Genomic DNA, 20,073 nt, shown 5'->3' with positions numbered 1-20,073 from the left:
ACGAGACGTCCAGGCAGCGGGACTTCCGCGGCCACATACAACCTAGGGGAACGACCATGTTGTCGCGTGTCGCGGGTCCGACTGGAGTCGGGGCTGGGGCGGTGAGGGAAGTGGTGGGTTGGGCAGCGATCGCTGCCTTGGCATTGGCCTTCCTCGCGGGGTGCAAACCCGACGCGCACGGACAACGCCCGGAGGTCGCCGGCGAGAAGATCGCCGCGACGAAGGACAAGGTGCAGGGCTTCGGCCTGGTCGCCGCCTTCCCGGACCAGCAGGGCGACCGCCTGGCGCTCGCGCTGGAATTCAGCCGCCCGCTGGTGGGCGCGCAGGATTTCGATGCGCTGCTGTCGGTGACGGACAAGGACGGCAAGCCGATCGAAGGCAGCTGGGTGCTGGACGACAAGGGCGATGACGAAGCGCGCGTGCTGCGCTTCCCGCACGTCGAGGCCAGCCGCGACTACATCGTGACCATCGAGGCCGGCCTCACTGCGGCCGACGGCCATGCGCTGGGCCAGGAGGTCCGCCGCCAGGTCTACACCGGGCCGCTCGATCCCGTGGTCGGTTTCGCCTCGCAGGGCAGCGTGTTGCCGGCGCGCGACAGCCGCGGCTTGCCGGTGGTGTCGGTGAACGTGCCGGAAGTCGACGTCGAATTCCTGCGCATCAAGGACGACGCCTTGCCGCGCTTCTTCGCCGAGTTCCAGCGCGGCGGCCGCCGCGGCACGTGGGACCTCGAACGCGAGTATTCGTGGGACGACGACACCGGCGCGCAGCACAGCCGCACGCCGCTGTCCAAGTTGTCCGAGCCTGTGTACGTCAACCGCTTCGTGCTCGGCGGCAAGAAGAACGAACGCGTGCTGACCTACCTGCCGTTGCAGGACATCAAGGAACTGCAGTCGCCGGGCCTGTACTTCGCGGTGATGAAGCGCAGCGGCCAGTTCGGCGATGAATTCGACACCGCGTTCTTCACCGTCAGCGACCTCGGCCTGCACACGCGCGCCTACAAGGACACGCTGTTCGTCCACGCCGCCTCGCTGGAAACCGGCGCGGGCCTGTCGAACGTGGAGCTGCGCGTGCTCAACGCGGCGGGCGAGCCCGTGCTGAAGGGCACCACCGACCGCTACGGCAACGCGCTGCTGCCGTACAAGCTCGACGCCACCCACGTGCTCGTCGCGCAACGCGGCGACGACGTGTCGATGCTGCCGTTCAACCAGCCGGCGCTGGACCTGTCCGAGTTCGCCGTCGCCGGGCGCGAGCAAGCGTGGTTCGACGTGTTCGCCTGGTCCGGGCGCGACCTGTATCGCCCGGGCGAAACCGTGCGCATCTCCGCGCTGCTCCGCGACCAGGACGGCCAGCCGCTCGCGAAGAAGGGCAAGGCCGGCCCGCAACCGGTGTTCGTGCGCTACGTGCAGCCGGACGGCAACACGCTGCTCGAAACGAAGCTGCAACCCGACGCGCAAGGCTACGTGCGCCATGCGCAGGTGATTCCCGCCGATGCCGCCACCGGCAAGTGGCGCGTCGAATTCCGCACCGATCCCGCCAGCAAGGAAGCGGTGCAGGGCATGGCGTTGCGCGTGGAGGAATTCCTGCCCGAGCGCATGAAGCTCGACCTCGACGCGCCCGCGCGCCTGGCGCCGGGCGAACCGCTGCGCCTGCAGGCCAACGGCGCGTATCTCTATGGCGCGCCGGCCGCCGGCAACCGCTTCACCGCGAAGCTCGCGGTCGCGGTGGAACAGCATCCCGTCGAATCGCTTCCGAGCTGGTTCTTCGGCGACGCCACGCTGGTGCTGCCGAAGGAAGCGAAGGACGTCCTCGACGTCACGTTGGATGCGAACGGCAAGTTCGAGCAGGCGATCGCGTTGCCTGCGGAAGCCAAGCCGGTGTCGCCGATCGCGGCCATCGTCAGCGGCAGCCTGTTCGAATCCGGTGGCCGCAGCGTCAATCGCTCGGTCAAGCGCGTGCTGTGGCCGGCGGATGCGCTGGTTGGCGTGCGCCCGTTGTTCGACGACAAGGAAGGCAGCGACGCCAACGCCAACGCGGGCTTCGAGATCGCGAAGTTCGACGCCGACGGCAAGCGCATCCCGGTGCAGGGCGCGCGCGTCACGCTGGTGCGCGAATGGCGCGACTACCACTGGAGCTGGGAAGACGACGGCGGCTGGGACTACGAGTTCTCCCGCCGCTACGAAACCCTGCAGACGCGCACGCTGGACCTCGGCGCGTCGCCGGTGCGCGTCGACTTCCCGGTGGAGTGGGGCGAGTACCGCCTCGAAGTCTTCGATCCCGCGACCAAGCTCACCACGCGCTATCCCTTCCGCGCCGGCTGGAGCTGGGGCGACGAGAACCGCGGCCTGGATGCGCGCCCCGACAAGGTCAAGCTCGCGCTCGACAAGACCGGCTACCGCGCCGGCGACACGCTGAAAGCCACGCTCACGCCGCCGCACGAAGGCCGCGGCCTGCTGATGGTCGAGAGCGACCACATGCTGTTCGTGCAGGAGATCGACGTCGCCAAGGGCGGCAGCACGTTCGAGATCCCGGTGACGAAGGAATGGGAGCGCCACGACGTGTATGTCACCGCGCTCGTGTTCCGCGGCGGCAGTGCGACGAGCAAGATCACGCCGGCGCGCGCGGTCGGCATCGCGCACGTGCCGATGGATCGCCGCGATCGCACGCTCGGCGTCGGCATCGCCGTGCCGAAATCGATGCGGCCGGAAAAGACGCTGTCCGCGTTCGTCAGCGTGCCGCAGCTCGCGGGCCAGGAAGCCTACGTGTCGGTGTCGGCGGTGGACGTCGGCATCCTCAACATCACGCGCTTCCCGGTGCCGGATGCCTCGGCGCATTTCTTCGCGCAGCGGCGCCTCGGCGTGGATGCGTACGACCTGTATGGCCGCGTGATCGAAAGCTTCGAAGGCGGCACCGCCAAGATCCGCTTCGGCGGCGACATGGCGCCGCTCGCGTTGCCGCAGGCACGGCGCCCGACCGCGCACGTGCAGACGGTGGACCTGTTCGCCGGCCCCGTGCGCCTGGATGCGAAGGGCAACGCGCGCATCCCGCTGGACGTGCCGGACTTCAACGGCACGCTGCGCGTGTCCGCGCTGGTGTGGTCCGGCGGCCGTTACGGCAGCAAGGCGAATGAAACGGTGGTGCGTGCGCCGGTGCTCGCCGAAGCGAGCCTGCCGCGCGTGCTCGCGCCCGGCGACCGCAGCCACGTGACGCTCGACGTGCAGAACTTCACCGGCAAGGCGGGCGCGTTCAAGGTGCAGGTCGACGGCATCGGCCCGCTCACGATCGGCGAAGGCACGCGCACCGCGAAGCTCGCACCCGACGGCAAGGTGACCTACACGTTTCCGTTGCAGGCGCGGTCCGGCTTCGAAGTCGCGAAGGTCCGCGTGCGCGTGGACGGCAACGGCTTCCACGTCGATCGCAAGTACGACCTGCCGGTCCGCCCGGCGTGGGCGCAGGTGATGCGCACGCGTGCCGAGACGCGCAATGCGCCGGGCGCGATCACGCTGGACCCTGCGCTGTTCGCCGGCCTCGTGCCGGACTCCGCGCGCGCCCGCGTCGTCGTGAGCGCGTTGCCGCCGGTGCCGTTCGCCGCGGCGCTGGAAGACGTGTTGCGTTATCCCTACGGCTGCGCGGAGCAGACCACCAGCAAGGGCTATGCGGCGCTGGTGCTCGATGCGTCGACGGCGCGAATGCTCGGCGTCACGCCGATGTCGGACAAGGAACGCAACGCGCGCATGTCCGGTGCGTTCGCGCGCCTGGCCGCGATGCAGGTGGCCAACGGTCACTTCTCGATGTGGGGCGACGGCGATGCGGTGAACCCGGGCCTGACGCCGTACATCACCGAGTTCCTGCTGGATGCGCGCGACGCGGGCTTCGCGGTGCCCGATGCGATGTTGCAGAAGGCCCTGAAGGCGCTCAACGAAGATTTGCTGGCGGGCGGCACGCCGTTCTACGGCTACGACTACAAGGCGCACCTCAAGTTCGCGTACCAGGCGCATGCGGGCTACGTGCTCGCCCGCGTGAACCGCGCGCCGCTCGGCACGCTGCGCGCGTTGTATGCGAACGACCGCAAGAACAGCCTGACGGGCTTGCCCCTGGTGCACCTCGGCCTCGCGCTGGCGTTGCAGGGCGACAAGCAGCGCGGCGCGAAGGCGATCGCGGAAGGCTTCGCGCGCGACGAGACGCAGCGTCCGCTGTACCTCGGCGACTACGGCAGCCGCCTGCGCGACGATGCGTTGATGCTCGCGCTGGTGCACGAACGCGGCATGGCGCAACCGGCGTACGACGCGCGCGCGATCGCGCTCGGTCGTGAACTCGATGCGCGCCGCAAGGAAACCTGGTTCTGGCTGAGCACGCAGGAGCAGGTCGCCATCGCGCGCATGGGCAAGGCGCTGGTCACGGGGAAGGGCGGCAAGGCGATCGCGGGCAAGTGGGTGGTCGGGGGCGACAGTGTCGAGGTTGCGAACGTCCCGCTCACGGCGCGCGTCGTCGATGTCGATGCCCTGGGCAAGGGGCTGCGCTTCGAACCGACCTCCGCGCCGCCGTACTACGTGAGCTATGAAGTCGCCGGCATCCCGAAGGAAGCGCCCGCGCCGCTGAAGTCGGTGGCCAACGTGGAGCGCACGTACTACACGCCGGACGGCAAGGCGTGGGAAGGCGGATCGTTGGAGGAAGGCGACACGCTGATCGTCGAACTCGCGATCAAGAGCGAGCAGACGATGCCCGACGCACTGGTCACCGAACTGCTGCCCGCGGGCCTGGAAGTGGAGAACTTCAACCTGGGCGATGCGAAGCAGTGGGCCGACGTGGTGATCGACGGCATCGAGATCGCCGATCGCGACGATGCGTCCGACCTGCGCCACGAGGAGTTCCGCGACGATCGCTACGTCGCAGCGCTGAAGCTCCAGGCGCGTGGCACCGCGCGGTTGTTCTACCTCGTGCGTGCGGTGACGCCGGGCACGTACGCGGTGCCGCCGACGCTGGTGGAGGACATGTACCGTCCGGAACTCCGTGCCATCGGCACGGCCAAGCCCGCCAGCATCACCGTGACGCAACCGGGGCAGGCCAAACCGGCGCCATGAACAGGACGCACCAAGGGCGACGTTGGCCCTGGAAAGTGGCGCTCGCGGGCCTGGTGCTCGCGATCGCTGCGATGGGGTTGGACCTGGCCTTCCCGTTGCCGTTGCCGGATACGCGCGGCGAAGGCGCCGTCGTGCTCGCGCGCGACGGTACCCCGCTGCGCGCCTTCGCCGACCGCGATGGCGTGTGGCGCGATCCGACGACGCTCGAAGGCGTCTCGCCGATGTACCTGCAGGCGCTCACCACGTACGAAGACCGCTGGTTCTGGAAGCACGCTGGCATCAATCCGTTCGCGCTCGCGCGCGCGGGCTGGCAATGGGCGCGGCATGGGCGCGTGGTGTCGGGCGGGTCGACGCTGACGATGCAGGTCGCGCGCATCCTCGAACCGCCGGCGAATGGCCGCACGCGTTCGCCGTGGGCGAAGCTGCGGCAGATGGGGCGCGCGTTGCAGCTGGAAGCGCATCTGTCGAAGCGCGAGATCCTCACGCTGTACCTGGATCGCGCGCCGTTCGGCGGCACCGTGCAGGGCGTGCAGGCGGCGAGCTGGGCGTACCTCGGCAAGCCCGCCTCGCAGTTGTCGCATGCGGAAGCCGCGTTGCTCACGGTGTTGCCACAATCGCCGAGTCGCCTGCGGCCGGATCGCGAACCCGAACGCGCACGCATCGCGCGCGACAAGGTGTTGGCGCGGATGGCGTCGTCGGGCACGTGGTCCGCGGAAGACGTGCGCGATGCGCGCATGGAACCCGTGGTCGCGCGTTCGCTGGAACCACCGGTGCATGCGGCGTTGCTCGCGCAACGCTTGCGCGCGGAATCCCCGAACGCGGCGCGCCTGCGCTCCACGCTCGACGGCGACCTGCAACGCATGCTCGAGGATCGCGTCGCGCGCTACTTCTCCGATTTGCCGGAACGCACGTCGGCTGCGTTGCTGGTCGTCGACAACGCGAGCCTGGAAGCACGCGCGTACGTCGGCTCGGTGACCTTCGGCGACGCCGCGCGCCTGGGCCACGTCGACATGGTGAAGGCGTGGCGTTCGCCGGGGTCGACGCTCAAGCCGTTCCTGTACGGCCTGGCGATCGACGACGGCCTGATCCATTCCGAAAGCCTGCTCATCGATGCGCCGCAATCGTTCGGCGATTACCGGCCGGGCAACTTCGACATGGCGTTCAACGGGCCGGTGAGTGCATCGGAAGCCTTGCGCCTCTCGCTCAACGTGCCCGCGGTGGACCTGCTGGATCGCGTCGGCCCATCGCGGTTCGCCGCGCGCCTCGAAAACGCTGGCATAGCATTGAAATGGCCCGATGGTGCGAAGCCGAACCTCTCGATGATCCTCGGCGGCACGGGCGCGCGACTGGAAGATCTGGTCGGCGCCTACGCCGCACTCAATCGCGACGGCATCGCCGGCCGCGTGCGCTATCGCGCGGATGCGCCGCGCGTGGATCGCCGCCTGTTGTCGCCCGGCGCCGCGTGGATCGTGCGCCAGATCCTCGAAGACCATCCACGTCCCGGCACCGCGGCCGACACGTTCGCCAACGGCTCGCGCATGCGCGTGGCGTGGAAGACCGGCACGAGTTACGGGTATCGCGACGCATGGGCGCTCGGCAGCACGCGGCGCTACACGGTCGGCGTGTGGGTGGGCCGCCCGGACGGCACGCCGATGCCCGGGCAGTACGGTGCGATGACAGCGCTGCCGTTGTTGTTCGAAACCATCGACAGCCTGCCGACCACGCCCGGCGACACGATGCCGCGCCCGCCGCCGGCGAACGTCGCGCAGGTCGACGTGTGCTGGCCGCTGGGTATCGCGCCCGATCCCGATGCGCCGCAGTTGTGCCGCAAGCACAAGAATGCATGGGTGCTCGATGGGGTGGTGCCGCCGACGTTCCCCGAACGCGATGCGCGCCTGTGGAGCGCGGGCCGCGAACGCTTCGACGTGGATGCGCGCAGCGGACTGCGCCTCACCGCCGAATGCAGCGCAGCGCACGAACGCCGCAGCGAAGCCGTCGCGCGCTGGCCCGCACTCGCGGCGCCCTGGTTGCCCGCGGACCTGCGCAGCGCCGCGCAACTCCCCGCGCGCGCACCGGACTGCGTGCCCGACGGTCGCGACGCGATGGAGTCGTTGCGCATCGAAGGCATCGTCGATCGCGCCACGCTCGCGCGCCCGCCCAACCGCACGACGCCGCTGAAGTTGTCGGTGCGCGCGCTCGGCAGCGAAGCGCGCATCCGCTGGTTGCTCGACGGCCGATTGCTCGCCGAATCCAGCGGCACCGCATCGATCGACTTCGACCTGGCGCAGGCCGGCGCACACACGCTCACCGCGCTCGCCGAAACGGGCGCGTGGGCGTCGATCGGGTTTTCGGTGCTGCGTTAGGCGGGCAGGTTGTCGAGCACGTACTCGGCCGACGACACGCGGAACTCGCCCGGCGCTTCGACATGCAACTGCTTCACCACGCCGTCGTCGACGAACATCGCGAAGCGGCGCGCGCGCGTGCCCATGCCGTAACCGCTGGCGTCCATTTCCAGGCCGAGCGCGCGGGTGAACTCGCCGTTGCCGTCGGCGAGCATCTGCAGGCCTTCGGGCACGTGCTGGCTTTCGCCCCAGGCCTTCATCACGAACGGATCGTTGACCGACAGGCAGAGCACCTCGACGCCGCGCTGGCGGAACGCGTCGAACTTCTCGACGAAGCCCGGCAGGTGGCGTTCCGAACACGTCGGCGTGAACGCGCCGGGCACCGCGAACAGCACGACCTGCTTGCCGCCGAACAGGGTGTGGACGTCGACGGTCTCCACGCCTTCGCGGATGCGCTGCAGCGGGATCTCGGGCAGGCGGTCGCCGGGCTGGATGGTCATGGGCGCGATCCTCGAAACGGGGGGAAGGGCGGCAGTGTAGGCGATGACCTGTCGTCGACGCGCGGGTGCGCTACCCTCCGCCGATGCAATTCAAGGACTACTACCAGACCCTCGGCGTCGAGCCGGGCGCGGGCGACGCGGAGATCAAGACCGCGTACCGCAGGCTCGCGCGCAAGTACCACCCGGACGTCAGCAAGGAGGCCGGGGCCGAGGACAAGTTCAAGGCCGTCAACGAAGCTTACGAGGCGCTGCGCGATCCGCAGAAGCGCGCCGCGTACGACCAGTTGCGCGCGCGCGGCTACCGGCCGGGCGACGACGTGCAGCCGCCGCCCGGCGGATTCGGTGGCGGGCCGGGCGGGGATTTCGATTTCGACGAAATCTTCGCCGGCGGCGGCGCGGGCGGGGGCTTCAGCGATTTCTTCGAATCGTTGTTCGGCCGCCAGCGCGGTGGCAACGGCGGCGGCGCGCGACCGCAAACGCGCGGCGACACGCGCGCGAAACTCGCGGTGCCGCTGGAAGCGGTGTACGAAGGCGGTTCGATCCGCATCGGCGTCAACGGCCGCACGCTCGACATCCGCGTGCCGAAGGGCGTGCGCCCCGGCCAGGTGATCCGCCTGGCGAAGCAGGGCAACCACGGCGGCGACTTGCTGCTCGAGGTCGAATACGCCGCGCATCCGCGGTTCGAAGTCGACGGCCGCAACATCATCTTCGTGCAGGGCATCGCACCCTGGGAAGCCGCGCTCGGTGCGACGGTGAGCGTGCCGACGCTGGGCGGTTCGGTGGAACTGAAGATCCCGAAGAATTCGGAAGCGGGCCGCAAGCTGCGGCTACGCGGACGTGGCCTGCCGGGCGACCCCGCCGGCGACCAGATCGTGGAACTGGAAGTGCTCGCGCCGAAGTCGCACACGGATGCGCAGCGCGAGGCGTACGAAAACCTGCGGGATGCCTTCGGCGACGACTGGCGCCGCAGCTGAGGCCTTACTCTTCCGAAGCAGGCGCCGCCGGCGCATCGCCGCCCAGCATCTGCTGGATCATGTCGGCGAGTTCGGATTCGCTGAAGGGCTTGGTGATGTAGGCCTTCGCGCCCTGGCGCATGCCCCACACGCGATCGGTGTCCTGGTCCTTCGTCGTCACCAGCACGATCGGGATGTGCTTGGTGGTCGCCTCGCGCGTGATCGAACGCGTGGCCTGGAACCCGTTGAGGTTCGGCATCACCACGTCCATCAGGATGAGGTCGGGGATTTCGCGCTTGGCCGCTTCCACGCCCGCGGCGCCGTCCTCGGCGGTGAGGGCCTCGTGGCCGAGTTTCTCGACGATGCGGCGGATGCCCATCAGCTGGGAGGGCGAATCGTCGACGATCAGGATGCGTGCCATGGGGGTCCCCGGGAATCTCGCCGCATTCTAACGGGGCGGCCGGTGGCCGCAAGCGCGGCGCGGTGGAATTCGATTACAGCGCCTCGCCAGCGATGGTGACCAGGGTGCGCCCGAAGGACCCGCCGGCCAGCATGGTGGCGAAAACGTCGGGCAAATCCGCCATCGACATCGTGCGCGTGCAGATGCGATCCAGGTGCGCGGGCTTCCAGTCCGAGGCCAGGTGCTGCCAGACGCGGTCGCGGATGTCGCGCGCGGTGCCGGCCGAGGCGACGCCCAGCAGCGACACGCCGCGGATGATGAAAGGCATGACGGTGGTCGGCAGCGAAGGCGAGGCGGCCAGGCCCGCGGTGGCGACGTTGCCGTAGGGCGCGGTCTGCGCGAGCAACGCGGCGAGCATCGGGCCGCCGACGTTGTCGAGGCCGCCGCCGAAGCGCGCGGTGTCCATCGGACGCGTGGTGGACAACGCATCGCGGCCGAGGATGTCGCGTGCGCCGAGTTCGCGCAGGTAATCGGCGGCGTCGGCCTTGCCGCTGATCGCATGCACTTCGAAGCCGGCGCGCGTGAAGATGTCGATGGCGAGCGAACCGACGCCGCCGGTCGCGCCGGTGACGGCGAGCGGACCGAGCTCGGGTGTCTGCCGGTTCTCCACCATGCGCAGCAACGCGAGCGCCGCGGTGAAGCCCGCGGTGCCGAGGATCATCGACTCGCGCAGCGACAAGCCGGCGGGCAACGGGATCGTCCACTGCGCGGGCAGGCGCACGTACTCGGAATACCCGCCGTCGCGCGTTTCGCTCAGGCCGCTGCCGGTGGCGAGGACCGCGTCGCCTTCCTTGAAGCGCGCATCGGTGGAGGCGACGACGTGCCCCGCGACATCGATGCCGCCCACGAGCGGCGCCTTGCGCAGGATCTTCCCCTGGCCGGTGCCGGCGAGCGCGTCCTTGAAGTTGACCGACGAGTACGCGGCGCGGATGACGACCTCGCCGGGCGCGAGATCGTCGAGCGCGATCGCTTCGATGCCGCTGCGATAGCCGGCGGCGTCGTCGTGGATGCGGAAAGCGTTGAACGTTGCGGGCACCGACATCAGCGAAGATCCTTGCGACGTTTTCCATCCAGCCATTTGTCCGCATGCGCGGGCTCGTAGTCGCGCAACCACGCGAGCAACGCATCGATGTCCTCGCCGTGCCACAGGTCGCGGCGCTGGTCGGCGTGCAGGAAACGTTCGTCCACCATGCGGTCCATCATCGCCACCAGCGGGGCATAGAAGCCTTCGGTGTCGAGGAACGCGCAGGGTTTGTCGCCGAGGCCGAGCTGGCGCCAGGTGAGCATCTCGAACATTTCGTCCAGCGTGCCGAAGCCGCCGGGCAGGGCGACGAAGGCGTCGCTGAGGTCGAACATGCGCGCCTTGCGCTCGTGCATGTTGGCGACGACCTGCAGTTCGGTCAGGCCGGTGTGCGCGACTTCCCAGCCGACGAGCTGTTCCGGGATCACGCCGATCACCTTGCCGCCGGCGTCCAGCGCCGCGTCGGCGACGATGCCCATCAGGCCGACGTTGCCGCCGCCGTAGACGAGGTCGAGGCCTTCGCGCGCCAGGCGCGTGCCGAGCTGCGCGGCACGTTGCGCATACGCGGGACGCGCGCCGGCGTTGGAGCCGCAGTACACGCACACGCGCTGCATCACGTCGCCTCCAGCAGTGCGACGCCCGACATGCGCAGTTGCGCTTCGCGCTGCTTGCGCGGCGAGATGTTCACGAGGAAATTCCAGAAAGTCGCGCCGCGCGGTTTGCGATTCAGCCGCATCGCGTCGGTCCACGTGGAATGGAATTCGGCTTCGCGCCAGCCGTGCGGCGCGAACCACGCGGTGCCTTCCTCGGGGCCGAACCGGAACGGCGCGTTGCCGTCCTTCAGCGTCGGCGACCAGCGCTTCTCGAGCAGTTTCAGCAAACGCGGCGTGGCGAGGTCCGCCATCCACCAGCGGGCCTGCGCGACGTCGTGCAGGTCGCGCGCGAGCGCTGCGACGTCGTCGGCTTCCAGGTAGATCAGCAGGCCTTCGGTGATCGCGAAGACCGGGCCGTGTTCGGCCGCGCGCGCGAACACCTCGCGGCGCGCCTGCGGATCGCGCAGGTCGGCGGCGATGGATTGCAGCTGGCAGCGCGGCGTTTCGCCGGCCATCGCGTCGCGGAAGTAGTCGACCATCTCCGGCATGTCCACGTGCAGCCAGCGCAGCGAGACGGGCAGGTCGAGGCGATAGGGCCGCGCGTCGAGGCCGGCGGCGAGGTTGAGCACGGTGCCGACATTCCCCGCGCGCACGATGCGCAGCAGGATCTCGTCCATGGTGACGGTGCGGACGACGAGCGGCCAGCTGGTCTGCGCGCCGTCGGGCAACGCGGCGACGATCGCCGGCCCGCGCGCGCCGGCGAGCCGGCGGGCGTAGGGATCGTTGAACAAGGCGTCGGGACGTTCCGACTCCAGGGCGCGATACGTCGCGACCCAGAGCGCGGTGTCTGAAACGTTGCGGATCGGGTTCGCGTTATCCATGACGTCCCCCGGAAAGGCGAACGTCAGTTCGCCTTGTGGATGGCGCGCTTTGCCACGGCCATTGCGGCGTCGTGCACCGCTTCCGACAACGTCGGATGCGCGTGGCAGATGCGCGCCAGGTCATCGGCCGAGCCGCTGAACTCCATCGCGAGCACGCCTTCGTGCACGAGCTCGGAGACGTTCACGCCGACGAGATGCATGCCGAGGATGCGATCGGTTTCCGCGTGCGCGAGGATCTTCACGAAACCCGCGGGCTCCGCCATCGCGACGGCGCGGCCCAGCGCGGCGAACGGGAAGCTGCCCGCCTTGTACGGGATGCCTTCGTCGGTGAGCTGCTTCTCGGTCTTGCCGACCCACGCGATTTCCGGCTCGGTGTAGATGACCCACGGGATCGTGTCGAGGTTGACGTGGCCCGGCAGGCCCGCGATCAGCTCGGCCACCGCGACGCCTTCCTCGAAGCCCTTGTGCGCGAGCATCGGGCCGCGCACGCAGTCGCCCACGGCCCACACGCCGTCGACGCCGGTGTGGCAGTGCTCGTCCACTTCCACCATGCCGCGCGCATCCAGCTTCACGCCGGTGCCGTCGGCCAGCAGCCCCTTCGTCGCGGCGCGACGGCCGACCGACACGAGCAGCTTGTCGACGACGATCGTCTGCTCGCCCTTCGCATCGGCGTAGGTGACGTGGACTTCGCTGCTCTTATTAGGCAATACCTTCACTTCGGCCTTCGACACCTTCGCGCCGAGGCGGATGTCGAGGCCCTGCTTCTTGAATTCGCGCGCGGCGGTCTTCGCCACTTCCGCGTCGGCGGCGGCGAGGAAATCCGGCAACGCTTCGAGGATCACGACCTCGGAACCCAGGCGCTTCCACACGCTGCCCAGTTCCAGGCCGATCACGCCGGCGCCGATCACGCCCATGCGCTTGGGCACTTCGGTGAAGTCGAGCGCGCCGACGTTGTCGACGATCGTCTTGCCGTCGAACTTCGCGAACGGCAGTTCGATGGAATCCGAACCGGCGGCGATGATGACGTTGGCGGCCTTGAGCTCCACCGTGGTGCCGTCGTGCTGCTTCACCGACACCACGTTGCCCGGCTGCAGCTGGCCGAAGCCGTAGTACGGCGTGACCTTGTTCGCCTTGAACAGCATCGCGATGCCGCCGGTGAACTGCTTCACGATCTTGTCCTTGCGGCCGATCATCGTGCCGATGTCGATCGCGGGCTCCTTCGCGGAGATGCCGTGTTCGCCGAACAGGTGCTGCAGGTTCCAGAACTGGCGCGAGCTGTCGAGCAGCGCCTTGGACGGGATGCAGCCCACGCGCAGGCACGTGCCGCCGAGGGCGGGCTTGCCGTCCTTGCCGAGCGCGGCGTCGATGCACGCGGTCTTCAGGCCCAGCTGCGCTGCGCGGATGGCGGCGTGGTAACCGGCGGGGCCGGCCCCGATGACGATGACGTCGAACTGATCAGCCATGTTGGTTACATCCCCAGCAGCATGCGGTGCGGATTTTCGAGTTGGTTCTTGATGTCGACCAGGAACAGCACCGCGTCCTTGCCGTCGATGATGCGGTGGTCGTAGCTCAGCGCGATGTACATCATCGGCGCGGCGACCACCTGGCCGTTCTCGACGATCGCGCGGTCCTTGATGGCGTGCATGCCGAGGATCGCGCTCTGCGGCGGGTTGACGATCGGCGTGGACATCAGCGAACCGAACGTGCCGCCGTTGGTGATGGTGAACGTGCCGCCCTGCAGGTCTTCGAGCTTCAGGCCGCCTTCGCGCGCCGCCTTGGCGTATGCCGCGATGCCCGCTTCGATTTCCGCGAAGCTCATGCGCTCCACGTTGCGCAGCACCGGCGTGACCAGGCCCTTGTCGGTGGAAACCGCGACCGAGATGTCGGCGTAGCCGTGGTAGATCACGTCGTTGCCGTCGACCGAGGCGTTGACCGCCGGGTGGCGCGCGAGCGCATTGGCGGCGGCCTTGGCGAAGAAGCTCATGAAACCGAGCTTGATGCCGTTGGCCTTCTCGAAGGATTCGCCCAGGTCCTTGCGCATCTGCATGACCTTGGACAGGTTGACCTCGTTGAACGAAGTCAGCATCGCGATGGAGTTCTTGGACTGCATCAGGCGTTCGGCGATGCGCGCGCGCATGCGCGTCATCGGCACGCGCTGTTCGGGGCGCGCGGATGCGGCGACGGTGCCGCCCGACTTGGCGTAGTTGACGAGGTCTTCCTTCGTCACCGCGCCGCGGCGGCCGGTGCCTTCGACCTGCGATGCGTCGATGCCTTCCTTCTCGGCGGTGAAGCGCGCGCCCGGGGGCAGCGACGACGACGCGGCGGCGGCGGGGGCCGCGGCCTTCGCCGGCGCGGCGGCCGGGGCTGCAGCCTTCGCGGGGGCTTCCGCCTTCGCGGGGGCAGCGGCGGCGGGCGCGTCGGCCTTTGCGGCCGGAGCAGCCGCGGCGACGGCCCCTTCCTCGATCACCGCGATCACCTGCGCGCTCGTCACCGTGGCGCCGGCTTCGAACTTGATTTCTTTCAGCACGCCGTCGACGGGCGAGGGCACTTCAAGGACGACCTTGTCGGTTTCCAGGTCCAGCAGGTTCTCGTCGCGCTTGACCGCGTCGCCGGCTTTCTTGTGCCACGTCGCGATGGTCGCGTCGGACACGGATTCGGGAAGGACCGGAACTTTGACTTCGATGGCCATGGTTAGCGTCCTGGCTGGATTGCGAAATGGGAAATGTGGTGGTTCTTATTCGACGCAAGTGTCGCCGTTGAGCGGATTGACCAGCGCGTCGGCGACGAGCTGCGTCTGTTCCGCCACGTGTTCGGCAAGATGCCCGGCGGCGGGCGAGGGCGACCGCACGCGGCCTGCATAGCTGAGCGTCTGCTTGGGTTGCAGGCAGGCGCGCAGGTGGTGCTGGATCTGGTACCACGCGCCCTGGTTCTGCGGTTCTTCCTGGCACCACACCACTTCGGTGGCGGCGCCGAAGCGCTGCAGTTCGGCGGTGAGCTCCGGGCGCGGGAAGGGATACAGCTGTTCGACGCGCACGATGGCGACGTCGGCGAGGTTGCGCTTGGTCGCTTCCTCGAGCAGGTCGTAATAAACCTTGCCGCCGCACACCACGACGCGCTTGACCTTCTTCACGTCGGCGGCCTTGGTGCCGACGTTGCTGGCGGGGATCAGCGTCTGGAAGCTGCCCTTGGCCAGTTCGTCGAGCGAGGACACCGCGAGCTTGTGGCGCAGCAACGACTTGGGCGTCATCACCACCAGCGGCTTGCGCGTGGCCATGCGCTGCTGGCGACGGATCATGTGGAAGGCCTGCGCCGGCGTGGTGGGCGTGCAGACCAGCATGTTGTCGAGCGCGCACAACTGGAGGAAACGTTCGAGGCGCGCGGAGCTGTGCTCCGGGCCCTGGCCTTCGTAGCCGTGCGGCAGGAACAGCGCGAGCCCGCACAGGCGGCCCCACTTGGCTTCGCCCGACGAGAGGAACTGGTCGATCACCACCTGCGCGCCGTTGGCGAAATCGCCGAACTGCGCTTCCCAGATGTCGAGCGTCATGGGATCGGCGGTGGCGTAGCCGTATTCGAACGCCATGACCGCTTCTTCGCTGAGCAGCGAATCGATGATCGCGACGTCCTGCTTTTCCTGCACCAGTTCGCGCAGCGGCAGGTAGTAGGCATCGGTGTTCTGGTCGTGCAGGATCGCGTGGCGGTGGAAGAACGTGCCGCGCCCGCAGTCCTGGCCGACCAGGCGCAGCTTGAAGCCTTCCTTCAGCAACGTCGCGTACGCGAGGTTTTCCGCGAAGCCCCAGTCGCTCGGCAGTTCGCCCGTCGTCATCTTGCGGCGGTCGTCGTAGATCTTCGCCACGCGCGGATGCAGCTTCACGGTGTCGGGGATCGTGTTGATGCTGGTGGCGAGCGCGTCGAGCGTCTTGCGGTCCACCGTGGTGTCGGTCTTGTCGGACAACTTGCCCGACACCCAGCGCGACCAGTCGACGGTGAACTCGTCGCCCTTCACCTGGACCACTTCGGTCGTGACTTCGCCCGCGTCGAGCTTGGCGCGGTAGGCATCCACCAGCGCCTGCGACTGCGCGGCGGGAATGGCGCCGGTGGCGTCCAGCTGCGCGGCGTAGAGCTCGCGCGTGGTCTTCATCGCGCGGATCTTCTGGTACATCAGCGGCTGCGTCGCGGCCGGTTCGTCGGCTTCGTTGTGGCCGTGGCGGCGATAGCAGACGAGGTCGATCACCACGTCCTTCGCGAAGCGCTGGCGGAAGTCGTAGGCGACTTCGGCGCAGAACGCGACGGCTTCCGGATCATCGCCGTTCACGTGCAGCACCGGCGCGCCGACCATCTTGGCGACATCGGTGCAGTACAGCGTGGAGCGCGCGTCTTCGGCGGCGCTGGTGGTGAAGCCGACCTGGTTGTTGATCACGATGTGCAGCGTGCCGCCGACGTTGAAGCCGCGCGCCTGCGACATCTGGAACAGTTCCATCACCACGCCCTGGCCCGCGAACGCGGCGTCGCCATGCATGATGATCGGCAGCACCGTCTTGCGCGTCTTGTCCGCACGGCGCATCTGGCGCGAGCGCACGGAACCCACGACCACCGGATCCACGATCTCCAGGTGCGACGGGTTGAACGCGAGCGCCAGGTGCACGGGGCCGCCCGCGGTGGCCACGTCGGCCGAGAAGCCCATGTGGTACTTCACGTCGCCCATGTGGGCCAGGTCGTCGTCGTGGTGTTCGAACTTGCCTTCGAACTCGTCGAACAGCTTGCGCGGCGGCTTGCCGAGCGTGTTGACCAGCACGTTGAGGCGGCCGCGATGGGCCATGCCGAGCACGACTTCCTTGACGCCGGCTTCGCCGCCGCGGCGGATCAGCACGTCGAGCATCGGGATCAGCGAATCGCCGCCTTCCAGCGAGAAGCGCTTCTGGCCGACGTACTTGGTATGGAGGTAGCGCTCCAGGCCTTCGGCGGCGGTGAGGCGTTCCAGGATGCGGGCCTTGGCGGCGGCATCGCGGCCGTAGTTGCCACCGGCGGTTTCCAGGCGTTCCTGCATCCAGCGACGTTGTTCCACGTCGGTGATGTGCATGAACTCGGCGCCGATGCTGCCGGTGTAGGTCTTCTGCAGCACGGCCACGAGGTCGCGCAGCTTCATGTGGTGCTGGCCGGCCACGCCGCCGGTGGAGAAGTCGGCGTCGAGGTCGGATTCGGACAGGTGGTGGAAGCCCAGCGCCAGGTCCGGCGCCTCGGGCTTGGTGGCCATGCCCAGCGGATCGAGGTTGGCGGCCAGGTGCCCGCGCGAGCGGTAGGCGGTGATCAGCTTGCCGACCGAGCGTTCGCGGGGATCGCCCGCGCCGCCGGTGGCCGGGGCGGCGTCCAGCAGGCCGCGCGCGGCGCGGCGGCCGGCATCGGCCACCTGGTCCATGACCACGCTGTGCGGGATGTCCCCGGCTTCGCGGCCCTTGAACCCGTCGAAATAGGTCTTGAGCTTGGGATCGACGCTGTCGGGATCGACGAGGTATTGCTCGTACAGGTCCTCGAGATAGGCGGCGTTGGCGCCGAGCTGGGAGGACTGGGCAAACTGCTTCAGGAGACTGTCCACGATGGGGGCGGGAAGCTCTTCGAGGGGAATGGTGTCGCGCGCCCATGAATCGGGCACGAAAGGCCCGGAATTATAGACCCGTCCATCCTCGGAACACACCCGCGATGTGCAGCGAGCGTGGCGCGAACGCCCGTCAAATGCCCAGCACGCGGTATTCGGAGACCGTCCGCGCGCGTTCCCAGACCGCCATGAACGCCATGCGCAGCTGGCGGGCGCGCCCCGGTGCGTGCAGGTCGGCTTCGCCATCGAAGCGGTGGCCCAGCGTGCGGAAGTAGCAGCCGCCGGCGTCGTTGGCCAGGTACGCCGAGGGGTAGGCGCGGTCGACCGGATCGTCGACTTCGCGGAACAGGAAGATGCTCGGCAGGCGCTGCGCGAGCGCCAGCAGCGGGGCATGCGCGCGCTGCGGGGCGGCGGCGTCCTGCAGCAGGAAGTGCGCCTCCACGCCGCGGCCGCTGGTGCCGAAGCGGCGGAACGCATCCACCACGGCCGGGTGGTCGAACAGGCCCGGGTCGAGCTCGCGGGTGTAGATCCACAGGCCGCGGCGCGCGTTGTCGACCAGGGCGACGATGGTGGCGATGGCCGTTTCGCGGTCGTCGATGGCCTTCGGGCCCGCCAGCGAACGGCGCATCGACTGGTGCTCGATGCCGGCTTCCCAGAAGCGTTCGCCGTAAGGCTGGAAGCCGTGGCGCAGGTAGAAGTCGATGGCCGAGACCTGCGCATGCAGCGACACCTCGCGCCAGCCGCGCTGGTGCGCCGCTTCGATCAGCGCCAGCAGCATCGCATCGCCCACGCCGTTGCCGCGCCAGTCGCGCAGCACGGCCATGCGGCCGATCTTGTGTTCCGGCGTGAGGCGGCCGGTGCCGATGGGCGTGCCGTCGAAGCTGCGGGCCAGCACGTGCACGCAGTCCGGATCCAGCGCGTCCCATTCCTCTTCGATCGGGACCTGCTGCTCCTGCACGAAGACGGTTTCGCGCACGGTGCGCAAGTCGGGCAGGGCGGGGGCGTAGTCGACCACGTCCACGCGGAAGGGTTGGGTGGCGTCGTTCATTCGTCCTCGTCGGCGAGCATCTGGTAGTGGCCTGCCTGCAACAACGCAAAGACTGCATCGCGTCCGGCCTGCGACAGCGTGGTGTACAGCGGGCCGTCGATGGCGTCCGTGGCGGCGAGGCGCTGCGCATCGCGCACGGAGAGCGCGAAGCCCAGGCCGCTGACGAACAGGCGCGCGCCCTTGCCGGCCCGGCGCCACGCGGCGCGCGAGAACGGATGGCGCTGCAGGCGGGCGCCCTGGCCCAGGTCCCATTCCAGTTCGATGCGCGACGGCACCGCGTCGGGCGGGGCCACTTCGCCGGCGGCGCGATAGAGCGTGGCGAAGCGCGCGAACCAGTCGCCGAGGCGATCGGGGTCGTTCATGCGCAATGCGTTCAACGCGGCGACCACGCGGTCCATCGCGGCGGCATCGATTTCGTTCGGGTCGGCCGGGACTTCGAGGTCGGGATCGGCGTAGCGCAGTGCGTCGTCCGCATCGGCTGCGAGCGTGTCGACGAAATCGCCGAGCAACTCCGCCGCCGACGGCGCACGCATGCCGATCGAGAATGTCAGGCAGGGATCCTCGGCGACGCCGTGGTGCGGCACGCCTGGCGGGAGGTAAAGCATGTCGCCGGGGCCGAGCACCCAGTCGTGCGTGGGATCGAAATCGCGCAGCAGCTTGATGTCGACGTCGTTGCGGAATTCCACCGACGGCGCGGCCTTGCCCATCGCCGCGGACGCATCGATCTGCCAGCGGCGATGGCCGTGCGCCTGCAGCAGGAACACGTCGTACTGGTCGACGTGCGCGCCGACGGAACCGCCCGTGGCCGCGAACGACACCATGACGTCGTCGATGCGCCAGCGCGGCAGGAACGAGAACGCAGGGAGCAGGGCTGCGACATCCGCATCCCACTTGTCGACGTCCTGCACCAGCAGCGTCCAGTCGTGGTCGCCGAGCTGCGGGAACAGCGTTTCCTCGAACGGGCCGTGGCGGACCATCCATTGGTTTTCCGCGCGATCGTGCGCGATGAGGCGCGAGAGCGCGGCCTCTTCGCAGGCGAGACCCGCGAGGTCTTCGGGTGCGATCGGGGAAACGAAATCGGGGAACGCGTTGCGGATCAGCAACGGGCGCTTCTGCCAGTAGTCGCGCAGGAACACCTCCGGCGTCATGCCGAGGAGCGGTGCGTGCGTGGCGTCGACTTCGAAAGGGAATTCGTGCTTGCGGGGCGTCATGTGGCGATCTCGTCGTAACCACGGCCGAGGAACTGCAGCAGGCACCACCCGTGTCCCCACGGATCGGCGAGCTGCACGATGCGGCCCCAGCCGGCTTCGCGCACGGCGCCTTCCTGCTCGGCGCCGGCGGCGATGGCGCGGATCAGCGCGGCGTCGAGATCCTCGACGACCACGTCGACATGCACCGGTGTCCAGTGGCGTGCGTAGTCGCGCGTCGACGTGCCTGCGCCCACCGTGTCGGCCTGCTTTCGCAGCAGGTAGACCGGGACGTCGCCGCCGAGCATCTCGAGTGCGTCGTGGCCGAAGGCGCGGCCGCGGCGCAGGCCGAACGCTTCGGCATAGAAGCGCTCCGCCAGTGCGAGCTCGGGGACATCGATGTTGACGAGGATGCGCATC

Annotated in this window: 14 protein-coding genes; 3 read left to right on the top strand and 11 right to left on the bottom strand. The window is 68.9% G+C overall.

Features of this window, described 5'->3' with window-relative positions:
* The first annotated feature begins 56 nt into the window (after window positions 1-56).
* Together LYSCAS_RS15385 and pbpC are read left to right on the top strand one after the other, a co-directional pair.
* Window positions 57-5,078: an alpha-2-macroglobulin family protein gene (locus LYSCAS_RS15385; RefSeq protein ID WP_213434922.1), complete on the top strand. Its 5,022-nt coding sequence runs from the start codon at window positions 57-59 to the stop codon at window positions 5,076-5,078.
* Complete coding sequence (pbpC, locus tag LYSCAS_RS15380; protein ID WP_213434921.1) at window positions 5,075-7,441, top strand: penicillin-binding protein 1C; 2,367 nt, start codon at window positions 5,075-5,077, stop codon at window positions 7,439-7,441. Before LYSCAS_RS15385 ends, pbpC begins: the two co-directional genes overlap by 4 nt.
* Here the strand turns inward: pbpC and LYSCAS_RS15375 are convergent.
* Window positions 7,438-7,920, bottom strand: a complete 483-nt coding sequence (locus LYSCAS_RS15375) for a peroxiredoxin (RefSeq protein ID WP_213434920.1) — start codon at window positions 7,918-7,920, stop codon at window positions 7,438-7,440. The genes pbpC and LYSCAS_RS15375 overlap by 4 nt on opposite strands.
* Before the next feature lie 83 nt (window positions 7,921-8,003).
* Between LYSCAS_RS15375 and LYSCAS_RS15370 the strand changes: the two genes are divergently transcribed.
* Window positions 8,004-8,894, top strand: coding sequence for a DnaJ C-terminal domain-containing protein (locus LYSCAS_RS15370; protein WP_213434919.1), 891 nt, complete (start codon window positions 8,004-8,006; stop codon window positions 8,892-8,894).
* A gap of 4 nt (window positions 8,895-8,898) precedes the next feature.
* Here the strand turns inward: LYSCAS_RS15370 and pilH are convergent, their stop codons facing one another.
* From pilH to LYSCAS_RS15320, 10 genes are all read right to left on the bottom strand, one after another.
* Window positions 8,899-9,294, bottom strand: a complete 396-nt coding sequence (gene pilH / locus LYSCAS_RS15365; protein WP_213434918.1) for a response regulator — start codon at window positions 9,292-9,294, stop codon at window positions 8,899-8,901.
* A 73-nt stretch (window positions 9,295-9,367) separates the two neighbouring features.
* Window positions 9,368-10,375: a YhdH/YhfP family quinone oxidoreductase gene (locus LYSCAS_RS15360; protein WP_213434917.1), complete on the bottom strand. Its 1,008-nt coding sequence runs from the start codon at window positions 10,373-10,375 to the stop codon at window positions 9,368-9,370.
* A complete protein-coding gene (locus LYSCAS_RS15355) occupies window positions 10,375-10,968 on the bottom strand; it encodes an LOG family protein (protein WP_213434916.1) in 594 nt (197 codons plus the stop codon). Before LYSCAS_RS15355 ends, LYSCAS_RS15360 begins: the two co-directional genes overlap by 1 nt.
* Complete coding sequence (locus LYSCAS_RS15350; protein ID WP_213434915.1) at window positions 10,968-11,828, bottom strand: class I SAM-dependent methyltransferase; 861 nt, start codon at window positions 11,826-11,828, stop codon at window positions 10,968-10,970. Before LYSCAS_RS15350 ends, LYSCAS_RS15355 begins: the two co-directional genes overlap by 1 nt.
* Window positions 11,829-11,851: 23 nt before the next feature.
* Window positions 11,852-13,291: a dihydrolipoyl dehydrogenase gene (lpdA, locus tag LYSCAS_RS15345; RefSeq protein WP_213434914.1), complete on the bottom strand. Its 1,440-nt coding sequence runs from the start codon at window positions 13,289-13,291 to the stop codon at window positions 11,852-11,854.
* Between the two features lie 5 nt (window positions 13,292-13,296).
* Window positions 13,297-14,517 (bottom strand): dihydrolipoyllysine-residue succinyltransferase, encoded by a 1,221-nt coding sequence (sucB, locus tag LYSCAS_RS15340; protein ID WP_213434913.1) that lies wholly within the window; start codon window positions 14,515-14,517, stop codon window positions 13,297-13,299.
* 45 nt (window positions 14,518-14,562) lie between these two features.
* Complete coding sequence (locus tag LYSCAS_RS15335) at window positions 14,563-17,418, bottom strand: 2-oxoglutarate dehydrogenase E1 component (RefSeq protein ID WP_244858764.1); 2,856 nt, start codon at window positions 17,416-17,418, stop codon at window positions 14,563-14,565.
* Between the two features lie 133 nt (window positions 17,419-17,551).
* A complete protein-coding gene (locus LYSCAS_RS15330) occupies window positions 17,552-18,466 on the bottom strand; it encodes a GNAT family N-acetyltransferase (protein WP_213434911.1) in 915 nt (304 codons plus the stop codon).
* Window positions 18,463-19,677: a cupin domain-containing protein gene (locus LYSCAS_RS15325; RefSeq protein ID WP_213434910.1), complete on the bottom strand. Its 1,215-nt coding sequence runs from the start codon at window positions 19,675-19,677 to the stop codon at window positions 18,463-18,465. The genes LYSCAS_RS15330 and LYSCAS_RS15325 overlap by 4 nt, the downstream gene beginning before the upstream one ends.
* Window positions 19,674-20,072 (bottom strand): VOC family protein, encoded by a 399-nt coding sequence (locus LYSCAS_RS15320; RefSeq protein ID WP_213434909.1) that lies wholly within the window; start codon window positions 20,070-20,072, stop codon window positions 19,674-19,676. The genes LYSCAS_RS15325 and LYSCAS_RS15320 overlap by 4 nt, the downstream gene beginning before the upstream one ends.
* Window position 20,073 lies beyond the last annotated feature (1 nt).

The sequence above is a fragment of the Noviluteimonas caseinilytica genome, assembly GCF_018406605.1.
GTDB classification, from domain to species: Bacteria; Pseudomonadota; Gammaproteobacteria; order Xanthomonadales; family Xanthomonadaceae; genus Noviluteimonas; species Noviluteimonas caseinilytica.
This window is presented reverse-complemented; position numbering and strand designations above follow the sequence as displayed.